Source organism: Actinoplanes derwentensis (assembly GCF_900104725.1).
In the GTDB taxonomy this organism is placed as follows: domain Bacteria; phylum Actinomycetota; class Actinomycetes; order Mycobacteriales; family Micromonosporaceae; genus Actinoplanes; species Actinoplanes derwentensis.
Genome location: NZ_LT629758.1, coordinates 1,139,460 through 1,154,123, shown reverse-complemented (window position 1 = coordinate 1,154,123; position 14,664 = coordinate 1,139,460). Strand labels below are relative to the sequence as shown.

Annotated in this window: 15 protein-coding genes; 8 read left to right on the top strand and 7 right to left on the bottom strand. The window is 68.7% G+C overall.

Features of this window, described 5'->3' with window-relative positions:
- Positions 1-176 precede the first annotated feature (176 nt).
- From BLU81_RS05060 to BLU81_RS05030, 7 genes are all read right to left on the bottom strand, one after another.
- Positions 177-1,325: a serine hydrolase domain-containing protein gene (locus BLU81_RS05060; protein WP_197686122.1), complete on the bottom strand. Its 1,149-nt coding sequence runs from the start codon at positions 1,323-1,325 to the stop codon at positions 177-179.
- Between the two features lie 93 nt (positions 1,326-1,418).
- Positions 1,419-1,895 (bottom strand): hypothetical protein, encoded by a 477-nt coding sequence (locus tag BLU81_RS05055; protein ID WP_157751261.1) that lies wholly within the window; start codon positions 1,893-1,895, stop codon positions 1,419-1,421.
- A 306-nt stretch (positions 1,896-2,201) separates the two neighbouring features.
- Positions 2,202-2,951: a hypothetical protein gene (locus tag BLU81_RS05050; RefSeq protein ID WP_092542060.1), complete on the bottom strand. Its 750-nt coding sequence runs from the start codon at positions 2,949-2,951 to the stop codon at positions 2,202-2,204.
- 159 nt (positions 2,952-3,110) lie between these two features.
- Positions 3,111-4,214, bottom strand: coding sequence for an acyltransferase family protein (locus tag BLU81_RS05045; RefSeq protein WP_092542058.1), 1,104 nt, complete (start codon positions 4,212-4,214; stop codon positions 3,111-3,113).
- A 79-nt stretch (positions 4,215-4,293) separates the two neighbouring features.
- The gene (locus tag BLU81_RS05040) at positions 4,294-5,517 is read right to left on the bottom strand and encodes a hypothetical protein (protein ID WP_092542056.1); all 1,224 of its coding nucleotides are present in this window, start codon (positions 5,515-5,517) and stop codon (positions 4,294-4,296) included.
- The gene (locus tag BLU81_RS05035; RefSeq protein ID WP_092542054.1) at positions 5,510-6,031 is read right to left on the bottom strand and encodes a sigma-70 family RNA polymerase sigma factor; all 522 of its coding nucleotides are present in this window, start codon (positions 6,029-6,031) and stop codon (positions 5,510-5,512) included. Before BLU81_RS05035 ends, BLU81_RS05040 begins: the two co-directional genes overlap by 8 nt.
- Before the next feature lie 296 nt (positions 6,032-6,327).
- Positions 6,328-6,897, bottom strand: a complete 570-nt coding sequence (locus tag BLU81_RS05030; protein ID WP_092542052.1) for a TetR/AcrR family transcriptional regulator — start codon at positions 6,895-6,897, stop codon at positions 6,328-6,330.
- 117 nt (positions 6,898-7,014) lie between these two features.
- Between BLU81_RS05030 and BLU81_RS05025 the strand changes: the two genes are divergently transcribed.
- The 8 genes from BLU81_RS05025 (at position 7,015) to fahA (ending at position 14,392) form a co-directional block, all read left to right on the top strand.
- Entirely contained in the window at positions 7,015-7,968 is a 954-nt protein-coding gene (locus BLU81_RS05025; RefSeq protein WP_092542050.1) for a ketopantoate reductase family protein, read from the top strand.
- 74 nt (positions 7,969-8,042) lie between these two features.
- Positions 8,043-8,213, top strand: coding sequence for a hypothetical protein (locus BLU81_RS47610; RefSeq protein ID WP_157751259.1), 171 nt, complete (start codon positions 8,043-8,045; stop codon positions 8,211-8,213).
- 97 nt (positions 8,214-8,310) lie between these two features.
- Positions 8,311-8,904, top strand: a complete 594-nt coding sequence (locus BLU81_RS05020; protein ID WP_157751257.1) for an RNA polymerase sigma factor — start codon at positions 8,311-8,313, stop codon at positions 8,902-8,904.
- Positions 8,901-9,899 (top strand): hypothetical protein, encoded by a 999-nt coding sequence (locus BLU81_RS47605; protein WP_157751255.1) that lies wholly within the window; start codon positions 8,901-8,903, stop codon positions 9,897-9,899. Before BLU81_RS05020 ends, BLU81_RS47605 begins: the two co-directional genes overlap by 4 nt.
- A gap of 203 nt (positions 9,900-10,102) precedes the next feature.
- Complete coding sequence (hppD, locus tag BLU81_RS05005) at positions 10,103-11,308, top strand: 4-hydroxyphenylpyruvate dioxygenase (RefSeq protein WP_092542044.1); 1,206 nt, start codon at positions 10,103-10,105, stop codon at positions 11,306-11,308.
- Positions 11,308-12,498: a homogentisate 1,2-dioxygenase gene (locus tag BLU81_RS05000; protein ID WP_092542042.1), complete on the top strand. Its 1,191-nt coding sequence runs from the start codon at positions 11,308-11,310 to the stop codon at positions 12,496-12,498. Before hppD ends, BLU81_RS05000 begins: the two co-directional genes overlap by 1 nt.
- Positions 12,495-13,247: a hypothetical protein gene (locus BLU81_RS50255; RefSeq protein ID WP_092542040.1), complete on the top strand. Its 753-nt coding sequence runs from the start codon at positions 12,495-12,497 to the stop codon at positions 13,245-13,247. The genes BLU81_RS05000 and BLU81_RS50255 overlap by 4 nt, the downstream gene beginning before the upstream one ends.
- Positions 13,244-14,392 carry a fumarylacetoacetase gene (gene fahA, locus BLU81_RS04990; protein ID WP_092542038.1) on the top strand — a complete coding sequence of 383 codons (1,149 nt, stop codon included), beginning with the start codon at positions 13,244-13,246 and terminating at the stop codon, positions 14,390-14,392. Before BLU81_RS50255 ends, fahA begins: the two co-directional genes overlap by 4 nt.
- Positions 14,393-14,664 lie beyond the last annotated feature (272 nt).

Here is a 14,664-nt window from a genome sequence, read left to right as displayed (position 1 = left end):
ACCGTGCCACGCCCACCGACAACGCCGCAACCGAGTTGCCGCTCACCCTCCGGACATACCACGAAAGCGAGCTCACGCCCGACTGGCCACAGCCGTCACACTCGGTGGCCGGCACTCTTACGGTCCGGCTTCCTGACGCGCCGATGACAGTGCGCGGCCACGTTGCCGGGCGGTGCTCATTCTTCGCTCGTGTTCAGAGCGCACTCCTGCACGACCCGGGCCAATGAGCCGGCCTCGTCACCGTCAGAAACGACGTTGCGGCGGGTGTATCCGAATGCTGTTCCGGTTCTAGGATCGGCGAATCCCCAGCAGCCGCCTCCACCGTCATGCCCGAACGTGCGCGCGGAAAGGTAGGGCCGCTCCTCGTCTGGTAGTTGGAAGCCCAGGCCGAACCGGCTGGGGCGGCCCATGACGAGATCATGACCCGTGGAATGGATCTGCGCCCATTCAGCAGCGGTTTTATTCGTGATGACGGGCGGCTGCACGCCGACCGAACCTAGACAGCTCGCATAAAGGAGAGCCAGACCGCGGGCGCTGGCAGTTCCGCCGGACGAGGCCGGCCCGGCCGCACGAAACTCGCGACTGTTGTGCACCTGGATCCGATCGGCGATCGGCACGGTGGAGGCAACGCCTCTCAGGCTTCCGGCGGTCACCCGGTCGTCGGAACCGAGTTCAGGCGGCGCGATCAGCGGCACGAAGCGATGGTCCAACTCCTCCGGCAGCCCTACGAAGAGGTCAATGCCGCGGGGCCTTCGGATTCGCGTTTCGTAGAAGGCATGCAAAGTCTGGCCGGTCATCCGGTACACCAGTTCCCCGACCATGGCGCCGATGGTGAAACCGTGGTAGCCGTGCGCGATGCCCGGCCGCCAGTACGGACGCTGCATCGCGAGACGAGCAGCTAGAACCCGATCGTCGTAAAGGTCGTCGAGCTGGAACCCACCGTCTACCCCGACGAGCCCCGCTTGGTGAGCCAGGAGTTGGCGAACCGTTGTGTCCCCCTTACCCTCGGCAGCGAAGGCAGGCCAGTACGCTGCGACAGCGCGATCCAGGCCCAATTCCCCCGCCTGGGCGAGAACAGCGGCGCAGACGTATGCCGAGCCCTTCGTGCACGACGCGATCGGCAGCAGCGAGTCCGAATCCATACCTGCGCCACACCAGAGATCAACAACCCGGATCCCGTGGCGGTGAACAGCGACTTGCGCGGCGTAATCGGAGTTCGAAGCCAGCAACTCCGCGAACACTCGGGCAACGGCTTCGTACCCAGGCGCTACCATTCCCCGGACCACCCCGGCCCTCACCGCTACGCCTTCGAGTTCGTCACTCAACAGTCTCCACCCTTTCCTGCTGCACTCCCTGGGTAGCAGAACCATGGGAGCTGTCGGCTTCAGCTTCTGCCTTGACAGCGTTCAGTCCCCCGTTCAGCAGTTTGTCAAGAACTTCCAGACGGCCCAAGCCCTGGGAATGGGCGTAGGCATCGATTCTGGCCAAAATGTCCGCACCTGGCCTGAAGTAGACTGCGTCGCCCTCGGCAGGATGTCGACTGGTCGGCACCGAACTCTCGGCTTCCCAAAGTAGTGCTCGACAACGTTCTGCCTTTTGGCGTGTTGCAGCCAGATCACGGCATAGTCGTCATCCTCGAACCAGTACGTGAGCTCAGGCTCGTTCGGGGGTCGCTGCAGGAAGTGCTCATACACCCAGCGGCCGCCGGCGGTTCGCAGCAGACTTTGCTTGTTGATGAGCTCGGGAGTGTTGGTACCGGCGCCACAACGACTATCGCTGTCCGGCTCAGATGCTTCGTCGAAGCGGAGCGCCTTGTCATAGTCGAACGACCCCTGCAGTGGAGGGTTCTCGTCAAAGGGGTCGTCGGAGTAGTAGATGTGAATCCAGGTAGCCACGATTCTCCAAGGGGTCACCACACGTACATCCCACATCGGACGTGGAGTAGACCTGCGCCGGGCCGAGGTATTCGCCGGTCACCTCGACGGCGTACTCCTCCGTTTCCGCCTCGGCATCGACCACTGAGGAAGGTCCCGGGATTTCTCACCGACTGTCCAGGTCACCGCGCGCTTCCACTCGCCGTTGACACCGAAGTCCTCGGCCCGGCTCAGCATGGAGAACCGCCCATGGGCATCGTCCGGCTTGCCGATGGCCATGCCGCAGGAGCAGTCAGGCGATGACAGCGGGCACCCGCTCCCGCAGGATCAATACTGCGGAGACGGCGAGCGCCGCGAAACCGAGGAACGCCAGCGGACGGAAGATATCGTACATGTAGACGTCCCATGGGATGAACGGATACGTATCGTCGGCCGCGACGACCTGCCACGCGACGGCGACAGAACCGTACCGAGGAGAAAGGCCCGCCTCGCCCGGGGGCGCGACCGTGCCCGGGGACCGAGGTACGCGCCCAGGACGAATCCCAGAACGGCCCCGGTCGCCCAGGCGGTTGCGGTCGCCCCGAGCACGGCCGACGGCGTCTGCCGGTAGACGGCCACCTCGACCTCGTCCGGGTACAGCTCGGTCATCCACAGCGTCCTGTCACCCGCGGCCGCTGTCACGTCCTCCCCAGTGGCGTGCGGGCCGACTTCCCACCCCGCTGTCCGCAGCACCGGAGTGGCGCTTGCGATGACGTCACTGGGCGAGCCCACCCGAGCTGTGATGATCAATTGGCCGGGAAAGTAGTCGTCACCGCCGAGGAAGAGGAATCCGAGGCGTTCCCGCTGGGTCGCGACATCCTCGTACTGAGCGATCTCCGGAATGAGGTCGACCCGCACGTCCCGGCCGCCCGGAAACAACTCGGCGGCGAACTCCTGCCCCCACGCCTGATCCGGCAGGGACGGCGCCGTCAAACGCCAGGAGGTCACGCCGGCGATCGAGCCGGCCCATGCACCGAGCACGACGGCAAGCGCAACCCCACAGACGATCCGGACCAGACGATCCGACACGTACGTCATCTCCCGCTCACCAGGCCCGACACTTGAGGCCACCGTACAGATCAGCCGATATCGGCGAATCCCCGGCCGATCGCGGGAGCCGAACGAGAGACCACCGCCGGGCACGGCTCAAACGCATGGTCAGCCGCGGAATCCTGACCGAGAACGAACCCGGAGTCCTCACTCTCGTCCCGAAACGGACCTAGTCTTCCTACCGCCCTCCCTGGCGGTTGGTCCTGGCACCGGGGCGCGGCGCTGCATCGGGTGGGTGGGCAGGCGGCGTACCAGGAAGGGGACTTCGCAGAACGTTGCCAGCAGGTGGGCCGACAGCAGGCAGAGCGGGAGTGCCACCGCCACCGTGAACCCGAAGGCGGCCGGGCCGGAACCCGTGGTCAGGGTGTGGGTCAGGGCGACGATCGGCATGTGGATCAGGTAGAGGCTGTAGGAGAAACCGCCGAGGAACGGTAACGGCCCGTGGTTCAACAGGCGACCGGGCCGGCGGGTCGCGACGGCGGCCAGGAACATCGCGATGGCGGGGCCGGCGGCCAGGTCCAGCCAGAAATAGTGGGACACCGCCCATTCCGGGCCACGGACCGCGATCAATGTCAGCATCGGGGCGGCGGCCAGCGCGGACAGTCCGTACCAGGGCAGGCCGCGGATCCGGTCGCTGGTGTGCACGACTCCGGCGGCCAGCAGGCCGAGGGTGAACAGCGGGACCAGTTCGACGGTGTACCGGCCGGCGGTGGGCGGGCCGAGAACCGTGACCGGCACGGTGACCACCGCGAGGGTCACCACCGCTCCGGCCTTCCGGCGCAGCAGCAACAGGAGCGGGAACAGCAGGTAGAGACCGGCTTCCACGGCGATCGACCAGAACGCGCCGTTGGGTGCGGGCGCGGCGACGACGTCCTGCAGCATCAGGCCGTACACCAGAAGGGATCGTGGTGTCGGCGGCTCGCTGAGCGGCAGGCACGGCACGAGGACCGCGATCACGGCGCTGACGGTCAGGGCGGCCCAGTAGGCGGGCAGGATCCGCCGGGCCCGGCGGCCGAGGTAGCGGCGCAGGCCGCCGAGTCGCCAGCCGTTCCGGGCCGGGGCCAGGCCCAGGGAGAATCCGGACAGGACGATGAACGCGACGACGGCGAACCGACCGTGCAGCAGCCAGCCGAGCCAGGCGGGGCCGGTGTTGTGCGGGTAGCCGGGGAAGGCGAGCAGCCAGCAGTGGTGGATCACCACGTACAGGGCGAGCAGGCCACGGATCCCGGTCAGGCCGGGGACGGGTGCCATATCGGGGCTCCTGAGGGCGGACGAGGGCGTGCAGGGTCGGCCCCTGGTGTGGCCAGGGGCGGACGAGGACCTGCTGGGGTTACGGGAGGCGGATCTGCTGCCAGGTCAGGCCGTTCTCCGAGCGGTACGCGGCGGTCTCCGTCACCACGACGTACGGCGCCGTCGTTCCGGGCCCGCTGACCCGCACCCGGTACAGGGGGTTGCCGGGGAAGCCGCGCAGGGTCACCGGCGTGTACCGGCCGGTGCCCTGACCGGCGACGAAGTCGGTGCGCCGGGAAACGACGTGAGTACCGTCAGGGGTGACGAACCCGTCCCTGAGCAGGGCGCCCTGGATCGTGTCGCCGACCTGCCAGGTCAGTCCCCCGTCGGTGGTGTGGTGCACGTCGATCAGATCCTTCGAGCGGAAGGTCAGCACGTAAGCCTCTCCACCTGAGCCGGCGGCCAGTTCCGACACGAACCGGCTGGAAGCAATGAAGTCGTCGCCGGGGCGGGGCTCGTCCGGTACCGCGTCGGCGAAGACGTGGGTGTGCCAGGTCCGGCCGCGGTCGGAGCTGCTCGCCATCGCCGGCCGTTCCGTGTCCGGGTCCACGCCGGGCACCCACAGTTGCCCGTCGAACGGCACCGTGACATCTCCGTCCCCCGACAACTCGGGGCTCAAGCCGGTGGGCTGGTTCCGCAGCGGCGCGAACCGGCCGGTGTCCGGGTCGACCACCCCGACCGTGCAGGTGGTGACCCCCAGCAAGGCGCAGTCGACCGGCCGCACCCCGTTCGGGACCGTGTCCACCGGCTGGGTGCCGATCTCCGGCCGGGTCCAGCTCCGGCCGCCGTCCCGGGTGATCCAGAACCTGTCCCGCTCGGTGGCGCCCACGTTGTTCTCCCGCCACAGCACCAGACCGGTGGACAGCGCGGTGAACGTCCCCTCCCGGGACGGGTCGGCGTCCGCCGCCATGGGCGGCAGGTCCCGGGACGTCCAGGTGGCGCCGCCGTCCGGCGACACGTACAGCTCGGCGGCACTGTCCGGGCGCGGTTCCTGAAGGGCGTACAGATCGTTCCCGGCGCTGGTCAGCCCGATCAGCCGGGGATAGCCGGATTCCAGGTCGACGGTCGCCACCTGGTCGGGGGCGGCCGGGCCACGGTTGACGGCGAAGCCGAAGCCGGCGGCGATCAGCACGGCGGCGGCCACCGCGGCGGTACGGCGGCGGCGTTTCCGGACGGCGGCCCGGTCTCGTACCGAATCGAAATCGGGCTGGCGCACCGCGTCGCCGACCTCGGCCCGCAGCCGGTCGAACTGGGAGTCAAGCATGGCGGACCTCCTCGGTCATCGGGACCGGCTCGTCGTCGGACAGGAATCGGGCGAGCGCCGCCCGCCCGCGGGCCAGCCGGGCCTTGACCGTGCCCACCGGGATGCCGAGGGTGGCGGCGACCTCCACCACCGGCAGGTCCGCGAGGTGGTGCAGGACGACCACCTCGCGGGTCGGCGGGGCCAGTCGGCGCAGGGCGGTGAGCAGGGCCACCCGGTCGCCGGACACGCCGGGCACCGCGGACGGCGCGATCTCGACCCGGCCGGACCGGACCAGGCGGTCGAACAGCCACCGCCGCCGGTAGCGGGTCCGGGCCACGTTGAGGGCGGCCACCCGCAGCCAGCGTTCGGCGTCGTCGGCGCGCAGGAACGAGGCGGGTGACCCGAGGACCCGGGCGAACGCCTCGTGCACCGCGTCCTCGGCCTCGGCCAGGTTCCCGACCAGCCCGGCGATCTGCGTCACGAGCCGCTGGTAGTAGGCCTCGTACGCCTGCCGCACCGATTCCTCGGCACTCAAATCGCCCTCCCCGTGTCGACGTCTGTCAGAGGAAGGACCAACAGCTCCACCGCCGGGTTGCGTCTCCCGCCGATGTTTTTTACCGCCGCAACGTCAGCGACTTCAAGAGAGGCCGGCGCTTGGTCGATCCGGCAGATCGCTTTCCATCCGGAGGAGTCGCTACTACTACGCCGAGGCTGTCGGCCGACTGAATTGACGCATCGCGGTGAAGGATCAGCGTAGGGACGTCACCCGCGTCGAAGAACGCGTCGATGTGGGCGCCGCCGCGAAGCAGGGAGAACAACTCAGCTCGGGTCTCATGTCGTGCGGGGGCGCAGGCCGTCGATCGTGAGGGTGACGGCGCTGTTCGCGTCGGCTTGGGAGCCCAGCTGGTCGCAAACCGTGCAGATGCCCTGGATGACCATCATGACGGCGCCGGCGCCCACATCGGGGCGGATGGTGCCTTCCTCGACGCCTGCTGCCAGTAGGTCGGCTATGACCCGGTCCAGTTCTCGGCCGCCGTCGGCGAGAGTGTCCGAACGCGTGGCCATCAGGGTGGCGAGCGTGCGGGCCAGGCCCTGCTGAGTGTGCAGATGACTCACGAACCCGTGCAGGAAGGCCGCCAATGCCTCCAGCGCGGGAAGTGTGGCCTGCAGGTCGCGAGCGCGGGTGCACATCGCGGTGAGTTCTTCGCGGTAGACCGCCTCGGCCAGCGCGGCACGGGTGGGAAAGTGCCGGTAGAGCGTGCCCGTGCCCACGCCGGCCAGCTTGGCGAAGTCGTCGAAACGTAGGTCGAAGCAGCCACTGGCGAACAGCTCACGGGCCTTGGCCAGTAGGGCGTCACGGTTGCGGCGGGCGTCGGCGCGCAACGGCTTGGGGGTGGTCACCCGGCAGCTCCTTTGACAAACGGAATGTGTCTCCATATCTTGGAAGTGGAGACAATCTCCAGATTGTAGGCCGTGAGCACGTCCACGGCTACCGGGACCATGGCCCTGAGGTGCGGTATGAAGATTCTTATGTTCGGCCGGGGCGTCATCGCCGCGGCGTACGGGTGGGCACTGGAGCGGGCCGGGCACGAGATCGAGTTCTTTGTACGTCCCGGTCGCGCAGCGCAGTACGGGACGGCGATCGACCTTGAACTGATCGACGCGCGGCGCCGGGTGCGCGGGCAACGTGTCACCGAGAAGTGGCCGGTGCGCTATCGCGAAACGCTGGAACCGGACCACGACTTCGACCTGATCGTGGTGAGCGTGCAGCACTACGGCTTCGCTGAGGCGGTGTCGTTCCTGGCGCCGCGGGTGGGCAAGGCTACGGTGCTCGTCTTCAACAACCTGTGGGCCGAGCCGTCGACCGCGGTCGACGCCCTGCCCGCCGATCAGGTGACCTGGGGTTTCCCCGGCGCCGGTGGCGGCTTCGGCGAGGACGGCGTTCTGCGCGCCGCCCTGCTGCCGATGGTCTTCTTCGGCACCCTCGGTGAACCGCCGAGCGAGCGCGCGCAAGCCGTGCGGACGGCGTTCCGCCAGGCCGGATTCAGGGCCCGGGAGAACACCGATTTCCGGGGCTGGCTGTCGATCCATTTCATCCAGAACGCGGGCCTGCACACGCAGAGCCTGAAACTGGGCTCGCTCGCCGAGCTGGCCGGGAAGCCACGCAACGTACGCGAGGCGATTCTGGCCACCCGCGAACTACTGCCCCTCGCCGAGGCACGCGGCGTCGACCTGCGCCGGCATCGCAGCGACGTGTTGCCGTTCACCGCGCCCGTCTGGCTGGCAGCGCCTGCTCTCGCGTGGCTTTTCGGGCATTTCCCACCGATACGTACGGTGATGGAAGCCCATGCCAACCCCGAGGAACTGCGCGCGGTCTGCCGCGACACCCTGGCCGAAGCACGCCGCCTGGGCATATCAGTGCCGCGCCTGGAGGCAGCCGAGCCCTACTTCGCCGCCGAGAAGACCGCTTGAACAAGGCTTCCACTTCACAGAACGCGGGTCGGGTGGGCTCTTCTCGGTAACGGGATCGAGAGAGAGGTTGTCCGGTGAGCGGGATGCGGGATTCGGGTGGCGCGGATGTCGTGGTGGCGGCCAACGCGATGCTGGTGGGGGTCGGTGGGGTGTTCGCGGCTACTGCTTCGGTGGTGGTGACGGTGGCCGCGGCGGTGGCGGCTACCGCACTGGCGGTGGCTGTCGTGCTGGCCGATCGCGGATGATTCGCCCGATCGGATATTTCTGGGATGTCGTAGATCACCGAACCGGTCCGTCGCGGGCTCTTCTCATCGGGGGAGCACATCAGACGGGAGACAACCGGTGGGCGAAGACAACGGTGCCGGCCGAGCGGAGGGGGACACTCGGCCGGACGCCGGGTTCGACCCGTTCTACAGACATATGTATCCGGAGCTGCTCCGGTACGGCACCGCCCTGTGCGGGGACCGGCAGGCCGCGCACGACGCCGCCACCAGCACGGTGCTGGAGATCTGGAAGCGGTGGTACGACATCGACAATCCGGAGGCGTACGCCAAAAGGATCTTTCCCCGGCAGTTGTTCCGGCTCCTGAAGAAGAACAGCCGCTGTGTCGTCACCGATCCCGCCGAACTGCCGGAGGCGGGCGTCACCGACACCACGTTCACCGAGGTGGACGAGCGGATGTACGTCGATCAGCTGCTGTGCCGGCTGCCACCGAAACAGCAGGCGGTCCTCCGCGGACTGCTGGACGGCCGCAGCTACGCCGACCTGGTCGCCGAGGAGCAGGCGCACCGGGCCGGGCCGGTGGATCCGGTGCGGGAGTGCGCGGCGAAACGCAAGCTCGCCCAGCTCGCGAAGAACGCAATCCGGACGCTGATCCGCGGTGAGGCGGAATCCCTGCCGCCCGTGGCTCCGGCGGGCGCGAAGGAGACGAGATGACCCGTGACGTGTTCGATCGCGAGTACCTGACGACCGGCGAGGATCTGCTGGAACACATCGACGTGATGATCGGTGCGGAACTGGCTGGAGGTGTCCTCGACCAACGCCTGGCCGCCGTGAAACAGAGCCGTACCGCGACGAGACAGCGGGTTCCGACACCGCGATCCGCCACGATGAGCCGCGCCTTCCGGTTGACCGGAGCGATGGCCGCGATCGCCGTGCTGTCGGCCCTCGGCCTCTACGCGACGGGTCAGGAACCGGCGGAGACACCGCACGCGGCCACCGAGTGGCCCGGCCAGCATCGGCGGCCTTACGACTGGCGCGAACTCCGGCGTCCCGGGCCGCCCGGTCCGGCGGCCCTGCCCGCCCGAACGACACCGGCACCTCCAACGGCCTCCCCCGCCGAGACAGCCGAGACAGCCGAAGGAGCCCAAACAGCCGAAGCAGCCCAAACAGCCGAAGCAGCCGAAGCAGCGGAAGCGCCGAACAGAGCAGACGAAAAGGACGGAGCGGAGAAGACGGAAGCGCCGGAGGGAATGGACGAACCGGCCGCACCCGGAAAAGCGACGACACCGCCGACAACGACGCCCACCGAAGCGCCGGCCAGCGGATCTCCCGACGACGACCCGGTCAAATACTGGACCATGGCCTCGGGTGACGCCATCGACATGAACGCGTTGCAGCATGGAACCGATGTCTCCTGGCACGACGTCCTGATCGACGCGCTTCCGGACGACGACGGGCTCGTCATGACACCCGCGCTGGGCAGCCGGATCGAACCGCTGGGACGTAGCGCGCCGGTGGAGTGCCCCGTCGCCCCGGACCCGGCGGAGCACACGGCGGGGACCACCCGGCTGATCGTGGGACAGTCCTACTGCCTGCGCAGCCCGGCCGAGGATCAGGACGACGACCGCAACGCGGCGGTGCTGACGGTGCTGCGATTCTCCGGTGACCGGGCCGCCGTGCGGGTCAAGCGGTGTGAAGTGGCGGAGTAGCGTCGACGGGCATGATGGTCTCCGGACGGCACCGGGAAACCGGCGTCATCGAGGGTTGATCACCGGCTGGGCAGGTTGTCCAGCCGGTGCCGGGTCCGGTGGGGGAACCTGAGCAGAATGCCCGGCTGATCTTGGACGTGTTGTGCATCACCTGTGGGGTTTTCCATGCTGTCGCCATCAGCACCGCCGCTGGAGGGAGCAGGATGTCCGTCAACGAGACCCTGACCAGTGAGGAACGGCTCGCCGAGCTGGACCTCGACACCTTGAAGCAACTCGTGGGGCTCGTCGAGTACGACTCGGCCGGCGACCCGTTCCCGGTCACCGGGTGGGACGCGATCGTGTGGGCGGTCGGTAACGCCACCCAGACCGCGCACTTCTTCCAGTCCGCGTTCGGGATGGAACTGGTCGCCTATTCGGGGCCGGAGACCGGCAACCGCGACCACCTGTCGTACGTGCTCAAGTCCGGCGCCATCAAGTTCGTCATCCAGGGTGGCGTCGACCCGGACAGCCCGGTGATCGGCCATCACGCCCGGCACGGCGACGGCATCACCGACATCGCCCTGTCGGTGCCCGACGTCGACAAGTGTGTCGAGCACGCCCGCGCCCAGGGTGCCCGGGTGCTGCTGGAGCCGCACGACATCACCGACGAGAACGGCACGGTCCGGATCGGGGCCATCGCCACCTACGGCGATACCCGGCACACACTCGTCGACCGCAGCCGCTATTCCGGCCCGTACCTGCCCGGTTATGTCTCCCGGACCTCCGCCCACCGCAAGCGGCCCGGCGCCCCGAAGCGGATCTTCCAGGCCCTGGACCACGTGGTCGGCAACGTGGAACTCGGTGCGATGGACGAGTGGGTCGACTTCTACAACCGGGTGATGGGCTTCACCAACATGGCCGAGTTCATCGGCGACGACATCGCCACCGACTATTCGGCGCTGATGTCGAAGGTCGTCGCGTCCGGCAACCACCGGGTCAAGTTCCCGCTCAACGAGCCGGCCCTCGGCAAGAAGAAGTCGCAGATCGACGAGTACCTGGAGTTCTACCGTGGTCCCGGCGCCCAGCACCTGGCGCTGGCCACCAACGACATCCTGCGGGCCGTGGACGCGCTGGCCGAGGAGGGTGTCGAGTTCCTGGCCACCCCGGATTCGTACTACTCCGACCCGGAACTGCGCGCCCGCATCGGTGAGGTCCGCGCCCCGATCGAGGAGCTGCAGAAGCGCGGCATCCTGGTGGACCGGGACGAGGACGGCTACCTGCTGCAGATCTTCACCAAACCGGTCGGCGACCGGCCCACCGTCTTCTTCGAACTGATCGAGCGGCACGGCTCGCTCGGCTTCGGCAAGGGCAACTTCAAGGCCCTGTTCGAGGCCATCGAGCGGGAACAGGCCAAGCGCGGGAACTTCTGATGGCCCACTACCAGCGGGCCGGTCACATTCCGGCGAAACGGCACACCCAGCACCGGGATCCGGACGGGAAGCTGTACTACGAGGAGCTGATGGGCGAGGAGGGCTTCTCCTCCGACTCGTCGCTGCTCTATCACCGGCACGTGCCGTCGGCGGTGTCCGCGGCCCGGATCTGGCAGCTTCCCGACCAGACGACGACGGCCAATCAGCCGCTGCTGCCCCGGCATCTCAAACTGCACGAGCTGTTCGCGGGGCAGGAATGGAAGTCGTGTGACGCGGTCCAGGATCGGCGGCTCGTGCTCGGCAACGCGGACGTGCGAATCAGTTACGTGGTCGCCGGGGCCTCGTCGCCGCTGTACCGCAACGCGACCGGGGACGAGTGTGTCCACGTCGAAGCCGGCACGGGCACCGTCGAGACCGTTTTCGGTCATTTAGCCGTCGCAGCGGGCGATTACGTCATCCTGCCGCGGGCCACCACGCACCGCTGGGTGCCGTCGGGGGACGAGCCGCTACGGCTCTACGCGATCGAGGCCAACAGCCACATCGCACCCCCCAAGCGCTACCTCTCCCGGTACGGGCAGTTCCTCGAACACTCGCCCTATTGCGAGCGGGACATCCGTACCCCAGGCGCACCGATGGTCGTCGAAGGTGAGGGCGTCGAGGTCTTCATCAAACATCGCGGTGACGGGCCGGCCGGGCTCGCCGGCACCGTGCACGTGCTGCCGCATCACCCGTTCGACGTGGTCGGCTGGGACGGGTGCCTCTACCCGTACACGTTCAACATCGCCGACTTCGAACCCATCACCGGCCGGATCCACCAGCCGCCGCCGGTCCACCAGGTCTTCGAGGGCGCCAACTTCGTGATCTGCAACTTCGTGCCCCGCAAGGTCGACTATCACCCCCTGGCCGTGCCGGTGCCGTACTACCACTCGAACGTCGACTCCGACGAGGTGATGTTCTACGTCGGCGGCGACTACGAGGCCCGCAAGGGCTCCGGCATCAACGTCGGCTCGGTCTCGCTGCATCCCGGCGGGCACTCGCACGGGCCCCAGCCGAACGCCATCGAGGGCAGCCTCGGCGCCGAGCGGTTCGACGAGCTGGCCGTCATGGTGGACACGTTCCGGCCGCTCGGGCTCGGTGAAGCGGGCCGGCTCTGCGACGACGGGGTCTACGCCTGGACCTGGGCCCGATGAACCCGCTGTTCACGCACCTCTTCGACGACGCGGCGATCTTCCCGCCGTTCAGCGCGGAGCTGCCGGACGCCGTCGCGGCGCACCGGGCGCGGCTGGAGTCGGGGCTCGCGCCGTTGCTCGGGCCGTTCGTCTGCTCGGCGGACCGGCTCGGCGCCATCACCGGCCCGCCGGTACGGGTGTCGGTGGTGCTGCCGGCCGCCGACACGCCCGTGACCAGCAATCCGTCGGTGACGGTGGTCGCGATCGAGGCGCCGGACGCGGCTCCCACCTACTCCGAGGTTCCGTGCTACTCCGAGATTGCATGCGCGGAGATCGATGCGGTCCGGCTGGCCGCTCTCCGGGCGGCGGGTCTGCGTCTCAAACTACGGACCGGTGGGGTACGCGGGGAGATGTTCCCGTCCGAGAACCTCCTGGCTCGGGCCCTGTGGACCGCGGTGCGCAGCGGTGTCGCCTTCAAACTCACCGCCGGCCTGCACGACCCGATCCGTCATCGCGACCCGGTGACCGGTTTCGAACACCACGGTTTCCTGAACGTGCTGCTCGCCACCGCCCGCGCCCTGCAGGGTTACGACATCGAACGGACCCTCGCCGACCAGGACGGCGAACGGGTGGCCGCCGGTGTCGCCGGCATCGACGACGTCCTCGCCAAAGCCGTCCGGCACCACTTCATCAGTTTCGGCACGTGCAGCATCAGCGAACCCGTCGACGGGCTGCTGCGCTACCGGCTTCTCCCGGAGGATCCACGTTGAGCTTCGGCCTTGAAACCCTGCCGTACGGGGTCTTCTCCACCACCGACGACCCGCGCCCCCGCACCGGTGTGGCCTACGGTGCACAGGTCGTCGACCTGCCCGCCACGGTCGCCCGGCTCGACTCGTCGCTCGCCGGGGCGGTCGCCGGGCCGTCGCTGGACGCGCTGCTCGCCGCGGGTCCCGCGGTCTGGGCCTCGCTGCGGGCCACGCTGACCGGTTGGCTCACGTCCGGGGCGCCGGTCGTCCTGGCCGACGATCCGATCATGCACCTGCCGTTCACGGTCGCCGACTACGTCGACTTCTACGCGTCCGAGCAGCACGCCACCAACCTCGGGCGGATGTTCCGGCCCGGGCAGGAGCCGCTCACCCCGAACTGGAAGCACCTGCCGATCGGCTACCACGGCCGGGCCGGGACGGTCGTCGTCTCCGGCACCGAGGTGGTCCGCCCGTCCGGCCAGCGGCGCGCGCCCTCCGGTGAGATCAGCTTCGGCCCGTCGCAGCGCCTCGACATCGAGGCCGAACTGGGCTTCGTCGTCGGCACGCCGTCCCGCCTCGGGCAACCGGTCCCGCTAGAGGACTTCGAGGAGCATGTCTTCGGGGTGTGCCTGGTCAACGACTGGTCGGCCCGGGACATCCAGGCGTGGGAGTACGTCCCACTCGGCCCGTTCCTGGGCAAGAGCTTCGCCACGTCGATCAGCCCCTGGGTCGTCCCGCTGGCCGCTTTTGATCACGCCCGGGTGTCGCCGCCGCCGCGCACCGAGCCGCTGCAGCCCTACCTGGACGACGAGAAGACCCCGCCGTGGGGCCTGGACATCCGTTTCGAGATCCGGCTCAACGGCCAGGTGGTCTCCCGCCCGTCGTTCGACGGCATGTACTGGACCGGCGCCCAGATGCTCGCCCACCTCACCGCCAACGGCGCGAGTCTGCGCACCGGCGACCTGTACGCCTCCGGCACGGTCAGCAGCGGCTCCCCCGGTTCCCTGATCGAACTCTCCTGGAAGTCCCCGCTGGAACTGTCCGACGGCACCACCCGGACATTCCTCGAAGACGGCGACGAGGTCGTCATCACCGCCACCGCCCCCGGCCCGGCCGGCACCACGATCAACCTGGGCGCGGTGACCGGCCGGATCACCGCCACCCGGTGACCCGCCGGGCCGACTTCGCGCGGTGACCTGGACGGTGACCGCCGCATTCGGCCCGGTGGTCGCGGGTCGGTCCGGGGGAACGCGGACCTCGCGGGGACGAGGCGGGGCGGGCCGATGCGGTTGCTGGGCTGCGGGGCGTACCGAAGCCGGGTGTTGATCTTTGGTTGTCCTGTTCTCAGGGGGTCTCGGGGTGGTGGGCTCGGGCGGCTCGGTAGCCGAAGACGACGGCGGGGGCGATGGTGGCGCCGGGGCCCGGGTAGGTGCGGCCCATC

What these genes read in the sequence shown, in the direction of transcription:
- BLU81_RS50255 (WP_092542040.1), top strand. Translation starts at nt 12,495, where the DNA reads ATGAACCCGCTGTTCACGCACCTCTTCGACGACGCGGCGATCTTCCCG.
- BLU81_RS05050 (WP_092542060.1), bottom strand. Translation starts at nt 2,951, where the DNA reads ATGACGTACGTGTCGGATCGTCTGGTCCGGATCGTCTGTGGGGTTGCG.
- BLU81_RS05045 (WP_092542058.1), bottom strand. Translation starts at nt 4,214, where the DNA reads ATGGCACCCGTCCCCGGCCTGACCGGGATCCGTGGCCTGCTCGCCCTG.
- BLU81_RS47605 (WP_157751255.1), top strand. Translation starts at nt 8,901, where the DNA reads ATGACCCGTGACGTGTTCGATCGCGAGTACCTGACGACCGGCGAGGAT.
- BLU81_RS05040 (WP_092542056.1), bottom strand. Translation starts at nt 5,517, where the DNA reads ATGCTTGACTCCCAGTTCGACCGGCTGCGGGCCGAGGTCGGCGACGCG.
- BLU81_RS05000 (WP_092542042.1), top strand. Translation starts at nt 11,308, where the DNA reads ATGGCCCACTACCAGCGGGCCGGTCACATTCCGGCGAAACGGCACACC.
- hppD (WP_092542044.1), top strand. Translation starts at nt 10,103, where the DNA reads ATGTCCGTCAACGAGACCCTGACCAGTGAGGAACGGCTCGCCGAGCTG.
- BLU81_RS05025 (WP_092542050.1), top strand. Translation starts at nt 7,015, where the DNA reads ATGAAGATTCTTATGTTCGGCCGGGGCGTCATCGCCGCGGCGTACGGG.